General features: G+C 42.6%; 18 protein-coding genes. 9 read left to right on the top strand and 9 right to left on the bottom strand.

The features are described from left to right. Nucleotides 1-38: 38 nt before the first annotated feature. The 3 genes from Q0E19_RS08265 to Q0E19_RS08255 are packed head-to-tail and all read right to left on the bottom strand — an operon-like array spanning nucleotide 39 to nucleotide 1,733. On the bottom strand, nucleotides 39-899 hold the full coding sequence (locus Q0E19_RS08265; protein WP_294408776.1) for an undecaprenyl-diphosphate phosphatase: 861 nt from the start codon (nucleotides 897-899) through the stop codon (nucleotides 39-41). 53 nt (nucleotides 900-952) lie between these two features. Beyond that, nucleotides 953-1,093: a hypothetical protein gene (locus Q0E19_RS08260; RefSeq protein ID WP_294408774.1), complete on the bottom strand. Its 141-nt coding sequence runs from the start codon at nucleotides 1,091-1,093 to the stop codon at nucleotides 953-955. Further along, nucleotides 1,074-1,733, bottom strand: a complete 660-nt coding sequence (locus tag Q0E19_RS08255) for an ATP-dependent Clp protease proteolytic subunit (protein ID WP_294408860.1) — start codon at nucleotides 1,731-1,733, stop codon at nucleotides 1,074-1,076. The genes Q0E19_RS08260 and Q0E19_RS08255 overlap by 20 nt, the downstream gene beginning before the upstream one ends. A gap of 524 nt (nucleotides 1,734-2,257) precedes the next feature. Here Q0E19_RS08255 and Q0E19_RS08250 point away from each other — a divergent pair. After that, nucleotides 2,258-2,911, top strand: coding sequence for a redox-sensing transcriptional repressor Rex (locus Q0E19_RS08250; RefSeq protein ID WP_294408859.1), 654 nt, complete (start codon nucleotides 2,258-2,260; stop codon nucleotides 2,909-2,911). 61 nt (nucleotides 2,912-2,972) lie between these two features. On the opposite strand, the gene Q0E19_RS08245 is transcribed toward Q0E19_RS08250, so the two are convergent. Continuing rightward, the gene (locus Q0E19_RS08245) at nucleotides 2,973-3,602 is read right to left on the bottom strand and encodes a hypothetical protein (RefSeq protein WP_294408773.1); all 630 of its coding nucleotides are present in this window, start codon (nucleotides 3,600-3,602) and stop codon (nucleotides 2,973-2,975) included. Between the two features lie 231 nt (nucleotides 3,603-3,833). After that, the gene (locus Q0E19_RS08240; RefSeq protein WP_294408770.1) at nucleotides 3,834-4,592 is read right to left on the bottom strand and encodes a phosphotransferase; all 759 of its coding nucleotides are present in this window, start codon (nucleotides 4,590-4,592) and stop codon (nucleotides 3,834-3,836) included. 482 nt (nucleotides 4,593-5,074) lie between these two features. Here Q0E19_RS08240 and adhE point away from each other — a divergent pair, with 482 nt between their 5' ends. From adhE to Q0E19_RS08215, 5 genes are all read left to right on the top strand, one after another. Then, entirely contained in the window at nucleotides 5,075-7,687 is a 2,613-nt protein-coding gene (adhE, locus tag Q0E19_RS08235) for a bifunctional acetaldehyde-CoA/alcohol dehydrogenase (RefSeq protein ID WP_294408767.1), read from the top strand. Between the two features lie 259 nt (nucleotides 7,688-7,946). Continuing rightward, nucleotides 7,947-9,446: an FAD-binding protein gene (locus Q0E19_RS08230; RefSeq protein ID WP_294408765.1), complete on the top strand. Its 1,500-nt coding sequence runs from the start codon at nucleotides 7,947-7,949 to the stop codon at nucleotides 9,444-9,446. A 1-nt stretch (nucleotide 9,447) separates the two neighbouring features. Next, a complete protein-coding gene (nadC, locus tag Q0E19_RS08225; RefSeq protein WP_294408763.1) occupies nucleotides 9,448-10,287 on the top strand; it encodes a carboxylating nicotinate-nucleotide diphosphorylase in 840 nt (279 codons plus the stop codon). Nucleotides 10,288-10,390: 103 nt separating this feature from the next. Then, entirely contained in the window at nucleotides 10,391-10,936 is a 546-nt protein-coding gene (locus tag Q0E19_RS08220) for a DUF3592 domain-containing protein (RefSeq protein WP_294408761.1), read from the top strand. Between the two features lie 12 nt (nucleotides 10,937-10,948). Beyond that, nucleotides 10,949-11,740: a nucleoside phosphorylase gene (locus tag Q0E19_RS08215; RefSeq protein ID WP_294408758.1), complete on the top strand. Its 792-nt coding sequence runs from the start codon at nucleotides 10,949-10,951 to the stop codon at nucleotides 11,738-11,740. 83 nt (nucleotides 11,741-11,823) lie between these two features. Here Q0E19_RS08215 and Q0E19_RS08210 read toward each other — a convergent pair whose 3' ends face one another. The 4 genes from Q0E19_RS08210 to Q0E19_RS08195 all read right to left on the bottom strand — a co-directional run bounded on the left by Q0E19_RS08210 (nucleotide 11,824) and on the right by Q0E19_RS08195 (nucleotide 16,244). Beyond that, nucleotides 11,824-13,269 (bottom strand): TrkH family potassium uptake protein, encoded by a 1,446-nt coding sequence (locus Q0E19_RS08210; RefSeq protein ID WP_294408755.1) that lies wholly within the window; start codon nucleotides 13,267-13,269, stop codon nucleotides 11,824-11,826. A 15-nt stretch (nucleotides 13,270-13,284) separates the two neighbouring features. After that, entirely contained in the window at nucleotides 13,285-14,664 is a 1,380-nt protein-coding gene (trkA, locus tag Q0E19_RS08205; RefSeq protein WP_294408858.1) for a Trk system potassium transporter TrkA, read from the bottom strand. Nucleotides 14,665-14,807: 143 nt separating this feature from the next. Beyond that, nucleotides 14,808-15,467 carry a pentapeptide repeat-containing protein gene (locus Q0E19_RS08200; RefSeq protein ID WP_294408753.1) on the bottom strand — a complete coding sequence of 220 codons (660 nt, stop codon included), beginning with the start codon at nucleotides 15,465-15,467 and terminating at the stop codon, nucleotides 14,808-14,810. Between the two features lie 3 nt (nucleotides 15,468-15,470). Continuing rightward, the gene (locus Q0E19_RS08195) at nucleotides 15,471-16,244 is read right to left on the bottom strand and encodes a glycerophosphodiester phosphodiesterase family protein (RefSeq protein ID WP_294408751.1); all 774 of its coding nucleotides are present in this window, start codon (nucleotides 16,242-16,244) and stop codon (nucleotides 15,471-15,473) included. 208 nt (nucleotides 16,245-16,452) lie between these two features. Here Q0E19_RS08195 and Q0E19_RS08190 point away from each other — a divergent pair, with 208 nt between their 5' ends. From Q0E19_RS08190 to Q0E19_RS08180, 3 genes are all read left to right on the top strand, one after another. Next, nucleotides 16,453-17,688 carry a peptidylprolyl isomerase gene (locus Q0E19_RS08190; protein WP_294408749.1) on the top strand — a complete coding sequence of 412 codons (1,236 nt, stop codon included), beginning with the start codon at nucleotides 16,453-16,455 and terminating at the stop codon, nucleotides 17,686-17,688. Between the two features lie 71 nt (nucleotides 17,689-17,759). Continuing rightward, nucleotides 17,760-18,509, top strand: coding sequence for a hypothetical protein (locus Q0E19_RS08185; RefSeq protein ID WP_294408747.1), 750 nt, complete (start codon nucleotides 17,760-17,762; stop codon nucleotides 18,507-18,509). A gap of 106 nt (nucleotides 18,510-18,615) precedes the next feature. Next, complete coding sequence (locus Q0E19_RS08180; RefSeq protein ID WP_294408745.1) at nucleotides 18,616-20,028, top strand: serine hydrolase; 1,413 nt, start codon at nucleotides 18,616-18,618, stop codon at nucleotides 20,026-20,028. The last annotated feature ends 38 nt before the right edge of the window (nucleotides 20,029-20,066 follow it).

Raw genomic sequence — 20,066 nt, 5'->3', positions numbered from 1 at the left:
TTGCAGACCGAGCGGTATGTCTTTATGTAGATCAACGATCAGAATGTGATAGCGTGACCGATAAATTTCTCAACGATAGAAATGATTATAACTATCACACCGAGGACCAGTGTATAATAAGCGAACACCTTGAACTTATCTGTTTTTACCAGCCAGTTTACAAGCTTTATCGCACAAACGCCCACAACGGCCGCAACGATAAATCCTACTACGCAGTTTCCTGCGCTTACAGGTGATCCTGCGCCTATTGCGTCTTTAAGTTCAAGCAGACAGCTGAGCAGGATAACAGGTATTCCGAGAATGAATGAATACTTTACAGCTGTTTCTCTTGTGAAGCCTGAGAAAAGTCCTGCTGAGATAGTTGAACCCGATCTTGAAACACCAGGCAGAAGAGCTACGCCTTGGAAAAGTCCTACTGTGATAGAATCCTTTGCTGTTATATCGCCCTTTGTTTTATTGCCCTTTTTGCATTTGTCGGACATATAGAGTATTGCCGCTGTATAGAGGAAACACAGTCCCTCTGCAAAAATGGAATCGTCCTCCGATATAGATGTGAACCAATCCTTGAACAATACGAAAGGCGCAAGGCAGAAGCATGAAATAACTATCATAACTATCATACGTCTTTCAGGGTTCATGTTCTTGTAGGAAAACTTACCCTTGAAAATATCCTTGACAAGCACCACAAATTCTTTCAGCAGCGCTATTATATCTTTTCTGAAAGCTATAAACACGGCTACCAGTGTGCCGAGATGAAGCACCGCAGAAAAGAACAGCGCACCTTCACCGCTGTTGCCTGTGAAATGCTGATATAACGAAAGATGTCCCGAACTTGATACAGGCAGAAATTCTGTAAGTCCCTGTACTATCGCCTGCATAACTGCGTCAAAAATACTCATTATGTCCTCCAAATATGCTGAATTATTTTGTTTATTTTTTGATTTTTTTAAGTTTAAAGATAGAATCCGTCACGGCTGAGATAGTCGAATGGATATGTGCTGAATGGTGCGGCTTTGTTTTCAGCCAGATCAGCCGCATTATATGCTATATCTGTTCTCAGAACATCATAGATATCAATTATTGTGTGGAGCATTTGTGATTATCTCCTTTTCAGAATGATTTTCTATCATATCATAAAGGCACTCGACCGCCTCGGAAAGCCCTCCAAGATTATCTATAAGACCTTCCTTTACAGCAGTTTCGCCGTCTATGACCGACCCTACATCCATCATAAGCTCTCCTGTTTCCATCATAAGCTCACGAAATCTTTCGGGCGATATCTCAGAATTATCGCAGACGAACCGCACTATCCTTTCCTGCATCTTGTCAAAATAGGAAAGCGTCTGCGGAACGCCCAACACAAGTCCGTTCATTCTCACAGGGTGGATAGTCATAGTGGCACTCGGCACGATAAAGGACTTTTTAGCGCACACCGCCAGCGGCACGCCGATAGAATGTCCTCCGCCTACCACAAGAGAAACGGTAGGTGTTTTCATACCTGCCACAAGCTCTGCAATGGCAAGACCAGCCTCCACATCTCCTCCTACTGTATTAAGGATAATGAGAAGTCCCTCCACAGTTCTGTCCTGTTCGATAGCCACAAGTGCGGGGATAATATGCTCATACTTTGTGGTCTTGTTCTGCGGCGGAAGGATATAATGCCCTTCGACCTGCCCGATAATATTAAGGCAATGGATAAGATGTTTGGAATTAGACGGCGTAACGCTGCCCATTTCATTTATCTCTTTTATCTCATTCAGCTCTTCATCGCTGCTCTTTTCGCCGCCCGACTGACCGTTCGTATCCTCGTCCGATCTGTCATCATCGTTACTGATTTCTGAATAAATGCTCCTGTGTTCCTGCATAATTCATACCTCCTTACATTTTTCTATATAAAGAAGTATTCGCAGGGAGCTGTTAAATATACAGCTATCACACATACATTTATAAATATATCACCAATTATATAATTTGTCAAGCGAAAAAAATTGACAGAGGACGGCTTGTAAAGCGTCAAAAGATTGACAACTTCTTGACAAACTTTTATTTTGGTGGTATTATATTTATTGCTGTACAGCTGCTTTACATTATCTTTATGTAAATTTTATCATAATTCCACATTATTCCTATACTTTTATCTAGGAAAAAAGCTGTCAGAGAATACATTTCGACAGGCATTGCATCATGCTGAGCCTATCGTTATTTTATTATCAAATGTAAGTAAGATATACTAACATATAAAAGAAAGGTTATGGCTATGTCAAAAAACGGTTCTATCTCAGCGTCAGTAATAAAACGTTTACCCAGATATTACAGATTTCTTGGGGAGCTTAAAAAGCAGGGTGTAGAGCGCATCTCTTCAAGAGAGCTTTCCGAACGCATGAAGCTCACCGCTTCACAGATAAGGCAGGATCTGAACTGTTTCGGCGGTTTCGGTCAGCAGGGCTACGGATATCACGTTGACTCTCTCCACAATGAGATAGGCAAGATACTCGGTGTAGACAGAAATTTTGAAACTATCCTAATAGGCGCAGGAAACCTCGGCAAGGCTATTGCACTTCACATAAATTTTGAAACAAGAGGCTGTCATCTCACAGGCATATTTGATGTAAACCCTAAACTTACGGGACAGCGTGTGGGAGATATCGCCATAATGCACACAGACGAGATAGAAAAATTCTGTCATGAGCACTCCCCTGTTGTGGCTGTACTTTGTATACCTAAAGCCAACACACAGGAGATAGCAGACAAGCTTGTCAGCCTTGGAGTGAAAGCGTTCTGGAACTTTTCGCATTACGATCTCAGCATAGACTACGAAGGCATTATTGTTGAAAATGTTCACTTGGGCGACAGCCTTCTTACACTTACATACGGCGCTAACATAGTCATTTCGGAAAATGAAGATAACTGACATACAAAAAGCGGCAGGATCGACCTGCCGCTTATATTTTTGATTTTTTAATTTCTTAATTTCAAACCTCTGCTGTTTCGGATAACGAACTGCTCTCAGAAGAAGTATCAGCTGAGGAAAGGTCACTCTCGCTCTGTGATGAGCTGTCGAGAGCGCTGTCGGAATTTACATCATCAGCATATGAGCTGCTGTCCTCCGCCCAATGATACTCTGTCTTTGCAGAAGATGTATCCTCTGGGATATCGAGAACATCATATGTAAGTGTTTCAGCATTATAGACAAATATGCTGCTGCCGTCAACAGATGCTGCAACGGTTGCGACCTCGGTATGTACGTCCTTATTTTTATCGTATACTGCAAATATATAGCACTGGCAGTCGTTTACCTCTTCCTCGCCGAGATAGCCGTAAAGTCTTTTGGTCTTATTTTCAGCAGGGTAAGAAGCTTTCACAGCCTTGATAACGACATCAAAGCTCTGCTCAGCGTCCTCAGGGATCTGAGCGAAAGTTTCCTTTGACGGAAGAGTGAATGTTTCAGTAGTGACGTTTTCATCGTCAGGAGCAGATGTCTGTACAGTAGTTGTCACATCAGTATTTTCCTTTGCAGCAGCGGACGAACCATTCGCAGCTCCACAGGAACAAAAAACAGCAGCACAAAGCATAAGCGCTGCAAAGACTGTTACCTTTTTCATAAAAACCTCCGAAAAAAACGGCAGTACCACACTGCCCATAAATATTCATTATACAATGTATTGAAGTATACCACATCATATTTACATTGTAAAGCAAAGTAATGATTTTGTCACAAAAAATCCCGATTATGCTACATTAACATAATCGGGATCATTAACTTTTTCAGCTAAATGCACAAGTATTTATTACAAAGTTGTAACATTTACACAGTAATCTTGCTGTACTAAAGACTAGTCGTACTCTACAACGTCGATCCACTTCATGAGCAGATCCTTCTCCTCTTCCTTGCCCTTGATGAGCTGTGCAGCAGCTACGATCGGCAGCCAAGCCTGTACATACTTCTTAGATGTACCGCTCTTGAGGCAGTACTTATCAAGATAGCTTTCAGCCAGTTCAGGATTTGACAGGCAGAACAGCAAATATGTTCTTGCTACGTCTGCGGAAGCGTTGCCCTGTCTTGCAGAACCCCAGTTGATAACGTAAGTGCCTTCATCATTAATAATAACGTTCTTAGGCTCAAAGTTACCGTGGCAGAGCTTGATATGCTTTGGCATAGAATCAAGTCTTGTAAGAAGTTCATACTTCTTGATCTCGTCGATAGTGCCGAGAGTCTTGATCTGTCTTGCCATCTTGTCCTTCAGTTTTGAAAGAAGAGGCATATACTGTGCGTGGATCTCGCACTGGATGTCGATAAACTGATTAAGATATGTATCCATCTTATCAGGATTTTCGTCCATAAGTTCCTGAAGGGTCTTGCCCTTGATGAAGTCCATTGAGATAGCCCACTTGCCGTCGATAACGGAAACTTCTCTCAGAACAGGCATTTTAATTGTAGAATTTACAAGTGTTGTTTCTACTCTCGCATGAGTAAGTGCTGCATAGAGGCACTTTTCCTTGTACTCAGGCTTATTGTAAACTCTTACTGACAATCCGTCGGTTTCGTATACGTCATAAATATCTCCGTGTGCAATAAAGTTATCCAGTTTCATAAAACATTCTCCTTTTCAATTTATTATTTCAGTGAATTTTTGATTTTTCAGAAGGAAAAAGCAAGCAGCGGTTGAAAATTATTGTTGAATTTTCACATACTGTTTTGTTCTTTCTTTACTGTCTATATTATACTACCTTTTTTCTCATTTGTCTAGTCTTTTTCGTGATTTTTACTATTGTTTACTTTTTATTAAGCTATTATATAATTTTTGTTCATTATATTTTTGAACTGTATTTGATAAAAGATTAACAAAGAAATTATTCATTGTGCAATTTGACAAATATCGTTTGTTCGCTTTTCATAAAAGAATATTCAAAATTTGTGTATAAAAGACAAAACCATGCGAAAAAATAGTAGAAAAGCTGTTGAAATGTCAGATTGACAAAAAAATAACAAACTGATATAATGTAAGTACAGTAAAACAAAAGCAAATAGGTTTTATTGAATGAACAATAATAATATTTTATTGGAGGTTTATTTATGGCAAAGAATGAAACACCAGTTCTGGTTGACAGCGTTGAAACTCTTGAAGCTAAGATCGCTGAAGTAAGAGCTGCGCAGGAAATTTTCTCAACTTACACACAGGAACAGGTTGACAAGATTTTCAAGGCTGCTGCGATCGCTGCAAACAAGGCAAGAATCCCTCTTGCAAAGATGGCTGTTGAAGAAACAGGCATGGGTATCGTTGAAGACAAGGTCATCAAGAACAACTATGCTGCTGAGCATATCTACAACGCATATAAGAATGTACAGACTTGCGGCGTTTTTGAAGAAAACAAGGCATACGGTACAACAAGAATTTACGAGCCGATCGGTCTTATCGGTGCTGTAATCCCTACTACTAACCCAACATCTACCGCTATCTTCAAGACACTTATCTGTCTTAAGACAAGAAACGGTATCATCATCTCACCACACCCACGTGCAAAGAACTGTACGATCGCTGCCGCTAAGATCGTTTATGATGCAGCTGTTGCAGCAGGCGCACCAAAGGGTATCATCGGCTGGATCGATGTTCCTTCACTCGACCTTACAAACATGATCATGAGAGAGTCTGACACTATCCTCGCAACAGGCGGTCCTGGAATGGTCAAGGCTGCTTACTCATCAGGCACACCTGCTCTCGGTGTTGGTGCAGGTAACGCATCTGCTATCATTGATTCATCAGCAGATATCGTAAATGCTGTAAACTCCATTATTCATTCAAAGACTTTTGATAACGGTATGATCTGCGCTACTGAGCAGACAGTAATCGCTGACAAGAGCATCTACAACGATGTTAAGAAGGAATTCATCAAGAGAGGCTGCTACTTCCTCAACAATGAAGAGGCTGACAAGATCAGAAGCACAATGCTTATCAACGGCGCTCTTAACGCTAAGATCGTTGGTCAGCGTCCTGTAACTATCGCTAAGATGGCTGGCTTTGAAGTTCCTGAGGATACAAAGGTTCTCATCGGCGAGGCTACAAGCACAGATCCTGAGGAAGCTTTCGGTCACGAAAAGCTCACAACTATCCTTGGTATGTACAAGTCAAAGAATTTCGACGATTCACTTGACATCGCTGAAACACTTCTCGTAAACAACGGCGGTCTTGGTCACACATCAGTTCTCTGGATCGACAACGTAAACGAGAGAGAAAAGCTCAACAAGTTCGCTGCAAGAATGAAGACTTGCCGTCTGATCGTAAACACACCTTCTTCACTCGGCGGTATCGGCGACCTCTACAACTTCGACTTTGCTCCTTCTCTTACACTTGGCTGCGGCTCATGGGGCGGCAACTCCGTTTCTGAGAACGTAGGCATCAAGCATCTTTTGAACATTAAGACAGTTGCTGAGAGGAGAGAGAATATGCTGTGGTTCAGAGCACCTGAAAAGGTATACTTCAAGAAGGGCTGCCTCCCTGTTGCACTTGACGAGCTTAAGACCGTAATGGGCAAGAAAAAGGCATTCATCGTAACAGACCAGTTCCTTTACAAGAACGGCTATACAAAGGCTATCACAGATAAGCTCGACAAGATGGGTATCCTCCACGAGACATTCTTCGATGTTGCTCCGGACCCAACACTTGCTTGCGCACTTGAAGGTGTTGCACAGCTCAGAGCTTTCGAGCCTGATACGATCATCGCTATCGGCGGCGGTTCAGCAATGGACGCAGCTAAGATCATGTGGGTTCTCTACGAGCATCCAGATGCAGACTTCTTCGATATGGCAATGAGATTCATTGATATCCGTAAGAGAGTTTACACATTCCCTAAGATGGGCGAAAAGGCTTACTTCATCGCTATCCCAACATCTTCAGGTACAGGTTCTGAGGTTACACCTTTCGCAGTTATCACTGACGAAAAGACAGGTACTAAGTATCCTCTCGCTGACTACCAGCTCATGCCTAACATGGCTATCGTTGATACAGATATGATGATGTCTGCTCCTAAGGGACTTACTTCTGCATCAGGTATCGACGCTCTCACACACGCTCTTGAGGCTTATGCTTCTATCATGGCAACTGACTACACAGATGGTCTTGCTACAAGAGCTATGCAGCTGATCTTCAAGTATCTGCCAGGTGCATATGACAATGGTCAGACAGACGTTAAGGCTCGTGAGGAAATGGCTACTGCTTCTACAATGGCTGGTATGGCATTCGCTAACGCATTCCTCGGTGTTTGCCACTCAATGGCTCACAAGCTCGGCGCTTACCACCACCTCCCACACGGTGTTGCAAACGCTCTTCTCATCACACTCGTTATGAGATTCAATGCTGATCCAACACCTAGAAAGATGGGTACTTTCTCACAGTATCAGTATCCACATACTCTTGAAAGATACTGCGAGTGCGCTAACGCCCTCGGTATCGTAGGCAAGAACAATGAGGATACACTCAACAAGTTCATCGACGCTATCGAAGCTCTGAAGGATAGAGTTGGAATCAAGAAGACTATCGCTGATTACGGCATAGACGAAAAGGCATTCCTCGAAACTCTTGACCAGATGACAGAGGACGCATTCGATGACCAGTGTACAGGTGCTAACCCAAGATATCCGCTCATGAGCGAGATCAAGGAAATGTACCTCAAGGCTTACTACGGCAAATAATCTTTTTAAATAAACCTCCGGCTGTCTGTCCAATTCTGGGCAGGCAGCCTTTTTATATGGTATAAAACCTATTTGTTAATTCACACAGCCGATATTGTAAAAACTCTGTTAGAAATGTAAGATTTCTGTTGAAATTTTATGCTCTGTGTGCTATAATAGAATAAGTATAATATGAAGCGGAGCTTATGTTCACAGCTTCATTTTGCTTATTCTGTTTGGCATTATGATATAAAATGCCACGACAAAGAGGTTAGATGTTATGAAAAACTATGACGTTATTATTGCAGGCTGCGGAGTAGCAGGTCTTTACGGAGCTATAAATCTCCCCCACAATCTTAAAGTTCTTGTGCTTTCCAAGCGTGAACCTACGCTGTGCAATTCTTCCCTCGCTCAGGGCGGTATTGCGGGAGTTTACAAGAACCCTGCCGACTCTCCCGAAAAGCACAAAAACGATACTTTCGTAGCAGGAGGATTTGAAAACGATCCTGTAACTACTGATATACTCGTAAACGAGGCTGCTGCGAATATTGATAAGATAATTCAGCTGGGCGTCGATTTTGATAAGACTGCTGACGGCGAATACCACCGCACTCTTGAAGGCGGTCACGGTATGCACAGAATATTCCACCACAAGGACGCAACAGGTTTCGAGATCGAATCAAAGCTGCTGGCTTACGCACAGACGCTGGATAATGTTGAGATACTGGACAATGCAGTAATGTGCGATGTAAAGAAAACTTCCACAGGTTTCTCATTCCTTGTCCTCAAAGACGGCGAATATCTTACTTTCAACTGCAGAAAAACTATTTTTGCCACAGGCGGCATAGGCAGAGTTTATGAATTTACAACAAACTCAGCTATTGCAACAGGCGACGGTATAACAATGGCTTACAATATGGGTGCAGAGATAAAGCACCTCAGTTACATACAGTTCCACCCTACCGCTTTCAACAACAAGCATACAAGAGAATGTTTCCTTATTTCTGAATCTGTCAGAGGTGAGGGCGCATATCTTAAAAACTGTCATGGCGAAAGATTTATGCATAACTATGACAAGCGTCTTGAACTTGCGCCGAGAGATGTTGTTTCGCACTGCATTATGTTCGAGGCAAAGAAAACAGGATCGGACGAATTTTATCTTGATATCACTCACAAAGATCCTGAGTTCGTAAAGAACAGATTCCCGATGATATACAAAAATCTGCTTAAGGCAGGCTATGATATGACAAAGGATATGATACCGATATATCCATGCCAGCACTACCTTATGGGCGGAATAAATGTTGATCCGTATGCAAGAACAAATGTCGAGGGTCTTTATGCCTGCGGCGAATGCTCGCACACAGGCGTTCACGGAAACAACAGACTTGCCAGCAACTCACTTCTTGAGGCTCTTGTATTTTCAAGAAGAGCTGCGGCAGATATCGCAGAAAAGCTTAAAGACGAAAAGGGCGATCTTGAAGAATACAAGTTTACAGTTGACAAGGACGCTCCACATATCCCTGCGGGCATAAGAACAGAGATCAGGAAGATCATGCAGACCGCATACTTTGTAATGCCGAACGTTGCTGAGCTTGAACCGGGTCTTAAAAGAGTAAAAGAGATAAAGGATTTCCTGTACAACGGAAACTTCAAGCTTGACAGAGATTATATCGAGGCTAAATCCATTGCAACGGCGGCTTCAATAATACTTACCGAGGCGTGTGAGATCGCATCGGGCAATGCAGAGATAACAAATTCAGATACGGAGGATAAGTAATATGAGATTGATGCAGTTTCAGATAGATGACATAATCAAGGCAGCTTTGCTGGAGGATATAAACTATGTTGACGTTACAACAGATTATCTTGTTGACGAGGACGCTGTTTCCACCGCAAAATATGTTGCAAAGGACGAGGGTATTCTCTGCGGAATAGATGTTGCAATGAGAGTTTTCCAGCTCCTTGACGAAAACGTAAAGACTGAAATACTTATCCATGACGGAGAAAAGGTACAAAAGGGCGATATCATCGCAAAGATAACAGGCTCTACAAGAGCGCTGCTCAAAGGCGAAAGAACTGCCCTCAACCTTGTTCAGCATATGTCGGGCATTGCCACAGCAACCAACAAATGCGTTGAACTTGTTAAGGGTACAAAGGCATCTATCGCTGATACAAGAAAAACTCTCCCAGGACTCAGAGTTATACAGAAATATGCTGTTACAGTAGGCGGCGGAAGAAACCACAGATACAATCTTTCAGACTGCGCAATGCTCAAAGATACTCATCTTGACGCTTACGGCAGTATGACAGGCGCTGTAAAGGCTCTTCGTGAAAGAATGGGACACACAGTAAAGATCGAAGTTGAAGTCTCAAACCTTGAACAGCTTAATGAAGCGCTGGAGCTTGGCGTTGAGATAATCATGCTGGACAATATGTCAAACGCTGATATGGCTGAGGCTGTAAAGATAACAAACGGCAGAGCGCTGCTGGAAGCGTCGGGAAATGTTACAGCTGAAACTATCAGAGATATTGCTGAAACAGGTGTGGATATAATCTCACTCGGTGCGCTCACACATTCAGTTAAGGCATTCGACATATCTATGAAGATCGAGAAATAGAGTAATAGAAAAACAAAGAAATAAAAAATAGACGTTATAAAAATATCCATTTCGCATCATAGTGAAATGGATATTTACGAATATACAGATAGTGGGGTAATTTATGAGAGTAGTCAAGCGTATAAACGTTTCAGGTGGAAATGGAACAGCTTTTCTTGTTGTTCTGGTTTTCTTATTTGTCGGTATGGTTTTTCTGGGAATGTCGGTAGCTTTTACGATAAATGAAATGAAAAAGAACGAACGCTGTTCAGAAGAAACCACAGCGGTTGTTGTGGAAATAAAGAGCAAGCTTTCCACAACAAAGGATTCTGACGGTCATTCACATACTACGACAGTATACTCCCCTGTTTTTATGTATACTGTGAATGGTGAGTGGATAACCGCAGGCAACGATACATACTCAAATCCATGCAGTTTCAGAGTAGGTCAGCAGGTAGAGCTTAATTATAATCCCAATGATCCGACAGAATTTTTCTGCAAGTCCGACAATACTATGTTTATATTAAGGCTTGTTTTCGGAATATTGGGAGGGGTATTCGTACTGGTATCAGTTATTATGATCGCAGTAGCAGTAACTTCCATACGAAAGGCAAAGAGCGCTCCTGTTGAACAATATTATGAGGACTATTCAAACAAACCAATGCAGTAACGGAGGGATATTATGGCTACAATAATGAACGGAGAAAGACAGTTTCACATCAGAACTATGCCCGAAGAGGTAGGCAGATATGTCATACTTCCAGGCGACCCAGGCAGAGTACCTAAGATCGCAGAGTATCTTGATGATGCTGTACAGGTGGCGCAGAACAGAGAATACAATGTTTACACAGGATACCTTAACGGCGAAAAGGTAACTGTATGCTCAACGGGAATAGGCGGCCCTTCCGCTGCGATCGCAGTTGAAGAGCTTATCAAATGCGGTGCTGACACTTTTATAAGGATAGGAACAAGCGGAGGGATCGACCTTAAAGTATGGGGCGGCGACCTTATCGTTGCGTCAGCGGCAATAAGAAGTGAGGGAACTTCCCACGAATATCTCCCTGAGAACTACCCTGCTGTGGCTGATTTTGAAGTAGTTACCGCTCTTTCTCAGGCTGCCGCAGAGCTTTCACAGGACGAAAACGGCAAGCGTTATCACGTTGGAGTAATACATTCAAAGGACAGCTTTTACGGTGAGGTCGAGCCTGAGAACTCGGCTGTATCAGAGGACATTATAAAGCGCTGGGACAGCTATCTTAAATGCGGCTGCCTTACCTCAGAAATGGAGTGCTCTGCTGTATTTTCAGTAGGCATAGTCAGACACGCAAGATGCGGCGGTGTGCTTACTGCTCTTTGGAACGCAGAACGTTCAAAGCGTGGACTTGACGATATCATTACAGACGATTCCACAAGAGGCATCAAATGTGCAGTGAGAGCGATACAGCTGCTTATTGAAAAAGACAAAAGCAAATAACAAAGGCGTATCTTGTGCAGTACTGCCTTTATAAAAGTAAAGATCCTGAGAAGATGATATTTCTACTCAGGATCTTATTTTTATCAGAATTTCTTTCTCCATACCGTCGGCGCTAAAAGAATTATCACAGGGAAACATTCAAGTCTGCCGAGGAGCATATCAATGGAAAGAACGATTTTTGAAAAATCAGAGAAAAATGAGAAATTCTCCGCAGGTCCTACCCTGCTCAGACCAGGACCGATATTGTTTATACAGGTGGTCACAGAAGAAAATGTTGTGGCGAAATCTGCATTATTAAGTGAGATGAGCAACAATGACGCAAGGAAAAATCCCAGATAGATTATCAGGTAAGTCTGAACGCCATGCACTGTTGCGGTATCCATTGTCTTATCGTCAGATTTAAGAACGTTCACAGACTTAGGTCTGAGAGTCTGACGAACTGACTTTATTCCGCTCTTGAAAGCGATGATTATTCGCTGGACTTTAAGTCCGCCGCCTGTTGAACCTGCACAAGCTCCCACAAACATCAGAATGATAAGCAGCATTTGAGAAAACTCAGGCCACTTTGTATAGTCCGCTGTGCCGAAACCTGTTGAGGTCATTATTGAGGACACCTGAAATACCGCATATCTGAAACACTTTGAAACAGAACCATAAAGCGGATAGATATTGAGCATTATAAGTCCTGTTGCGGCAGCGATTATTGCCACATAAACTTTAAGCTCGGTATTTTTCCATATATCCTTAAATCTTCTTGCTATCGCAAAATAGAAAAGGCTGAAATTTACTCCGAAAAGAGCCATCATAACTGTTATAACTCCGTCAATATAGGCTGAGTTATAGAATGCAACACCGTTGTTCTTTATGCCGAAACCGCCTGTTCCTGCTGTACCCATAGCGTGGCATATGCTGTCGAACACAGGCATTCCACCTGCGCACAGAAGGATAAATGTAAGAACGGTAAGTCCGGCATAGATTATATAAAGATACATTGCAGACTTTTTGCCCTTAGGCACTATCTTTCCGACCTGAGGTCCTGCACATTCCGCCCTCATAAGATACATTGAATCATTTGACGATGGCATTATGGCAATGGCAAGCACGAGAACTCCCATACCGCCTACCCAGTGGGTGAAACTTCGCCAGAACAACATTCCCTTTGAAAGCGCCTCAACATCTTGGAGGATCGTCGAACCCGTTGTGGTAAATCCCGAAATGCTCTCGAAAACTGCGTCCACAAAATGCGGTATCTCTCCGCTTATGTAAAACGGCAGCGCACCTGCGATAGGATATATCACCCACAGCAGGGCAACTATCACAAGTCCCTCTCTGGCATACATCTGCTTGTTCTTTGGTTTCAGTATCGCCAGCGGTGTTGAGATTATGGCAATGATAAGCGCCACAATGAAAAAGGCACGGGCACTGTCATATTCATGATAGATAACGCTCACCAGACAGGGCAGCAGAAAAAGCACCGAGCCGAACAGCATTGTCTTTGACAGAAAATGAAATACGATAGATTTATTCATAGCTATTATACCTCATTATTCCAATATATCTTCTATATCCGAGAAATGATAATCCTTGGAAATAACTATTACCGAATCCCCCAGCGAGATACAGTCGTCACCGTTAGGGATTATCACATCACGCTTTCTGAGTATGCCGCAGATAAGTATATTCTTCTTCAGCCTTACGTCCTTCAGCGGCACGTCAACAAGACCTTCTATACGGCTGTTGATCTTGAACTCGATAGCCTCAGCCTTATTTCCGACAACGTGATACAGAGCCTCGATATTACAGCCTGCTGTATTTTTCAGTGATCTTACATAGCTAAGTATGCCGCTTGCAGTAAGGTATTTCGGTGAAGCGATACATTCAAGTCCCATCTGTGCGGCAAGGTCGCAGTAGCTGTCACGGTTTATCTTTGTTATTACCTTTGCATTGGAGTTATTCTTCACATACAGCGACATAATGATATTCTCTTCATCAATGCCTGTCATGGAAACGAATGCGTCCATATCCGAGATGCCCTCTTCATTGAGCAGCTCCTGATCCGTTCCGTCGCCATGGATAATAGTTGCTTTCGGGAAAGTTTCCGCAAGCTCACGGCACTTCTCAAAGTTATTTTCTATTATCTTTACTCTCATGCCCACACCAAGCAGCTGGCGCACAAGATAGTGGCAACTTTTTCCGCCGCCGACGATCATGACCGTCTTGATCTTGTCTTTCAGCGAACCTATGGTTCTGAAAAATCCCTCAAGGTTATTATGGGATGCCGCAACGTTTATCTTATCACCCTCATGGAGGATAAAATCACCGCTCGGTATAAATATCCTTGAATCACGCTGAACGGCGCAGATAAGAAATTTTGTCTTATAACGCTTGTATATCTCAGCAAGGCTCATTCCCGCAAGGACGGAATTATCCGACAGTCTATGCTCCACAAGCTCTACACGTCCTTTTGCGAACACTTCAAGCTTTGCGGCAGACGGGAATATCAGCACTCTGAATATCTCGTCAGCTGTAATAAGCTCAGGATTTATTACCATGGATAGCCTAAGCTCGTCCTTTATAAGATCCATCTGCTTGAAATAAACGGGGTTTCTCACTCTGGAGATAGTCTTGCTTGCTCCAAGACGCTTTGCCAGCAGGCAGCAGAGTATGTTAAGCTCATCATACGGAGTGGTAGCTATAAGAAGTCCTGCCTTATTAACATTGGCTTCAAGCTGGACCTCAACATCCGCACCGTCACCCTCTATGCACATTACGTCAAGAGAATCCTGTATTTTTTTCAGAGCATTTGAATTGCGGTCTATGACCGTAACGTCATGTCCTTCGTTTGTCAGGCTTTCAGAAATGCTGTAACCGACTTTTCCGCAGCCTATAATAACTACTTTCATTGTTTTTTTCTTCCATTCTATCTATACTTTTAGGCAGCACCGCACAACCGCTGTCCGATGTTGCCTTGAACGCTTTTCACAGCGCAATGAAACTCAATGTATATTCTATCACAAATCTGAAATATTTGCAAGAGTGTTTTAACGCAAATATTGTAAATTCTCCGTCATTTGATTATTACACCCAACAGGGCGGCAAGTTCCGCCGCCTGCGCAGGTGAAACTGCTGCATTTTTCAGTTCTCTGAAATTCTCCGAAACACGGATACCTGTAAGTATGCTGTCGGAAAAATCTATGCCTGCCAGCGAAGTGGTAAAAAAGTTGGTTTCAACAAAACGGCAGTTTCTGACCTCAAAGGCTCTGAGGGAGCTTTTTACTATCTCCGCACAGGTAAAATCACATTCGTCGAATACAGCCTGAGAAAAGCTGCTGTCGCTTATGACTCCATACATAAGCGAGGAGGCTTTTACTCTGAGATTTTTAAGTGTGGCTCTGTTAAAATTTGTTCCCACAAGCTTTGAAGAGGTTATTTCACAACGATTAAAATATGCGCTGTCCATTCTGCTGTTGGAGAAGTCGCAGCGGATAAATCTCACGTCAGTAAAGGACGTATTTTCAAAATCACAGCCTATAAAGCGGCAGTTCTCAAAAACACAGCCCTCAAAAGAACCGTAGCAGATATCTTCGCTTTCGGCGAAAATATCTTTAAAATGCACAGCCTTTATGGCAGCGTCCTTTTCCTCTGCACGGCGGACGGTTCTGAAAAAGTCCTCATTATTTTTGCAATCAGCAAGATACTGTGAGATATTCGGGGCAGAAAGCTTCATTACTTATTCTTTTACCTCTTTCTCGTCAGAGTCATTATTATGATTATCTGAAAAATCATGGGACGATCCGTCATAGTTCTCGAAAATAACGGTCTTTGAGAACTGCTCTGCAAGCTCCATAAGCTCATCGTTCTTAGCCGTCCATGTAATAAAATCTGCGTTCATATCCAAAGCGGCAAAGAGAGCCTCCATTGAAACCGAACGAAGGTCGCAGGCAATGAAATCAGGCTGAGAGAGCAATTTCCATATAAATGGTCTTGCGCATATCTTACGCATAACATATTCGCAGTCAAATGCCGACCTGTGTTCGGAGATAAGCTGTCCCCTCTTTGTTTCGGGAGAAAAAAGTCTGAACCAAAGCATTGAAAACGGATCAAAGCTCTGAACAGCGTAGTCGCCGACATAGCTTTCAAGTATCCTGCTGACACGCTTTTCAAGACTTCCCCATGGGGCGCATCGTTTAAGCTCGATAAGGACAGGCACTCTGCCGTTTATCTCTTTAAGAACGTCCTTGAAGAGCGGTATCTTTTCACTGCTGCCGAAAAGTGTGAACGCACTGAGCTGTTCATAGGTATAGTCAGATATCTTACCCTCTGCGCCGCAGGCTCTCATAAGATCATCGTCATGAAAGGCCACCATTTTGCAGTCTTTTGTAAGCCTTACATCAAGCTCCACAGTAAAACCGAGTTCAGCCGCTCTTTTAAAAGCAGGCATGGAATTTTCGGGGATATCCGAATTGTGAAGTCCTCTATGGGCTATATATTTGCCAAAATCCATAATCAAAACCTCTCTGTTTTATAGTTGAATAGATACACAATTATTATACTACCCTGCACAGATTTTGTCAACAAGACTAATACCGTTTCGCTATATGCGTTAATCTTTAATTCACATAAAATTTATAATTTGTTACACCTAATCATCACATATATGTTTTATAATATAAATTACGTTTAAACTTGAATAGGAAAGGAAATATAAAACGATGATAAAGAAAATCTCAGCTGTCGTTCTGGCTCTGACTCTGACGGTCTGCTCTTTTGCAGGCTGTTCATCTAAAAAGGACAGCTCATCAAGCGAATCGGACGTTTCCGCAGTAAGCTCGGAGGCTGCAGGTCCTGACAACAGTACCGCAGAGAAAACTGAAGTGCCTGATCCTTCATTTACAGTAGGCGGCGAAAAGATAGACACAGCGGATTATGTTATGTGTACAATAGACGGTATCGACATCACATTTGATGAATTCAGATTCTACTATTACTACACACTTAATTCTTACACAACAAATTACGGAATAACTGCTGACAGCCTCAAGGAAAACGAGGACACTTTCAAGCAGTTCATGGACGATGTTATACTCTGCATAAAGCAGGAGCTTGTTACTCAGAAGCTTGCACAGGACAACGACATCGAACTTGATGATGACGATAAAAAGACAATCGACTCACAGCTTGAAAACGTAAAGTCAAATTATGAGAGCGAAGAAGCTTATCAGAATGACCTTAAGCAGGGTTATCTTACTGAGGACGTATACTACACAATGCTTGAAAGAGCGCAGATCTACTCAAAGGTAGTTGACACACTCTTTAAGAATGACGGTAAGTATGCCACAAAGAAAGATGATTTCCTTAAGATCGTAAAGGACACAGATCAGTACTGCCGTGAGATACACGTTATGATACCTTATTATTCACAGGTAGACCTTGACGACAGCACAGCTGACAGCTTTGACAGCATGACGCTTTCTCAGAAGGCAAGCGCAAAGCAGAGCGCATACTCTGCTCTTGACGAGGACGGTCAGGCTGCTGCAAAGGAAAAGGCTAAGAAGGTAGCTGACGAAGTTCTTGAAAAGGCAAAGAACGGCGATGATTTTGAAAAACTGGTCGAGGAATACGGCTGGGACGTTGGTCTTGAAGATACCACAAACGGATATTACTTTGAAAAGGACAACACAAGCGGATATCCTGAGGAGCTTGTAGACGCTGTATTCAAGCTGAAAGAAAATCAGGTCTGCGACAAGGTCGTAGAGAACACAACATACGGCTATTTCATTATCAAAAGACTTAAAGTCGATATGGACTATGTAAATGAAAATCTTGAAACAATGATATACAGCTACGATCAGCCTGCTATACAGGAAGTATACAACGATGTCATTGACAAGATGAAGGTAACATACTGCGACAGCTGGGATAAGATCACAGCAGACAGCATTACCTGATATACACAAAATACGAATAACGGGCGGTCTTTATTTATTGACCGCCTTTATTTATGAAAGGACAGCCTATTATGGATCAGATAAGGTTTCAGCAGGCTTGCCGAAAGATAATGGATAATCCTAGGGCAAGGAACGGCATAGGCACACTGAGCGAAAAAACGCTCCATGCTGTACTGAAAGAATATTTTGAACCCTTTGAGGACAGCCATGAAGTCAGAATAGGCGGATATGTTGCGGACATAGTCGGTGAAAACGGCATAATCGAGATACAGACCGCTAATCTTGGCAAACTGCGAAAAAAGCTTGAAACCTTTCTGAAAGTCTGCGATGTGACGGTAGTGTACCCGATGATAGGCTTGAAATATCTGCGATGGCTCGACGAGGAAACGGGCGAGCTTACCGACAGGCGGAAGTCGCCGAAAAAGCCAAATGCTTTTAACGGCATAGCGGAGCTTTACAAGATAAAATATCTGCTTAATGAGCCTAAACTGCACATATGCCTATGCATACTGGAGGCGGACGAGATAAGATATCTGAACGGCTGGTCGGAAAACAAAAAGAAAGGTTCATCACGCTGTGATTATGTTCCTGTAAATATTCTTGATGAGATATATCTTCATTCGAGCGAAGATTATGCAGAGCTTATCCCGAAAGACCTGCCTGATGAATTTTCCTCCGCACAGTTTGCAAAAGCCTGCAAAATAAGCAGGACCGCCGCACAGACTGCGCTTAATGTGATGACCTTTACAAGATCTGTTGAGCGATGCGGAAAGGAAGGCAACGCTATTATTTACAGAGTATCCGACATTCTGAAACCGTAAAATTTTTAAATCGGCATTTAAAAATTTAAAGTTGCACTTTACAAATCATAAATAATTTTATATAATATTAATGTAACTTTATTTATCCCGAAAGGATCACTTGTTAATGAAAAAGAAATCAAAACTTATGCGCTGTGCGGTGATGATACTCGCATCTGCGCTGATGATAACCTCTGTGCTGCCGCTTACAGCAGGGGCATTCAACTTTACGCCGACTTATTATGATGATGACGGAAATCTTCAGGAACTTGAATTGTATTCCGAAAGCGCATATATGATAAATATGGACACAGGCGAAACCATACTGGATATAAACGGCGAGGAGGAACGTGCTCCTGCGTCGCTGACAAAGATCATGACAGCTGTGGTAATGCTGGACGAGATAGGAACGGACGAGGAAACGCTGAAAAACACCTACGTTTCCGCAGGCTCTGAGGCTTTTGACGAGCTGTATGACACAGGTGCGTCAACGGCGGATATACAGCAGGGCGAAAAGGTATCATATTACGATCTTCTTGCGGCGCTGATGATACCGTCTGCCTGTGAAGCGGCTAACATAATCGCTCTGAATATTTCGGACTCACTTACAGACTTCTGCGACCTTATGAACAAAAAAGCTGAGGAGCTGGGCATGAAAAATTCTCATTTCTCAAACGCTCACGGACTTTTCACTTCACAGAACTATTCAAGCTGCAAGGATATTGCAACGCTCTGCAAATATGCTGTTGAAAAATCCTCTGTGTTCAGAGATATCGTAGCAATGCCGAGCTATGAAATGAGTTCTACCGATTATCATCCGGACGGAACTACTATTATAAATACAAATCTTATGCTCAACAGCTATACTGACTACTACTATTCATACTGCAAGGGCATAAAGACAGGTTCGCTTGACTCGGCAGGAAGATGCCTTGCGTCATATGCGACCTATGACGGAACTACATATCTTATCGTTACAATGGGTGCGCCTATGGATAAGCTTGAAGAGGACGTAAAAAAAGGTGAGGAGGATCCCGATTCAATATACGGCGGAGATGTTGTCTATTACAATATCCTCGACCACATAAGCCTTTACGAATGGGCATTCTCCATGCTCGTATCAACTGATTTTATCAATGACAGCAGTGAGGTAAGAGATGTTGATGTGGCTTACGGAAAGGGACTGGACTATGCAAACCTCAAACCCGCTAACGGCTATTCACAGATGTGGCCGATGAATATTGACATAAGCGAGGTCGAGCAGGTCATAACGGTAAAGGACAACATTGTTGCCCCTGTCGAAGTCGGAGATGTTCTCGGCGAGATGAAGCTTGTATACAAAGGCGAAGTCCTTACGACAATAGATCTTGTATCGACCACAAAGGTCGCAAGATCGGAAACGAAAGCTAAATCAAAGGTCGTAAGATCATATTTCCACTCTAGCGTTTTTAAAGTAACGATAGCTGTGATAATCTCAGGTCTTGTTGTTTACGCAATAATATTTTTCGTTATGACGCAGAAAAAATATCTTAGAAAATAAAAAAAGGTCCGCATATGCGGATCTTTTTTTGCTGTATA

This window comes from uncultured Ruminococcus sp. (assembly GCF_934476685.1).
Taxonomy (GTDB): domain Bacteria; phylum Bacillota; class Clostridia; order Oscillospirales; family Ruminococcaceae; genus Hominimerdicola.
This window is presented reverse-complemented; position numbering and strand designations above follow the sequence as displayed.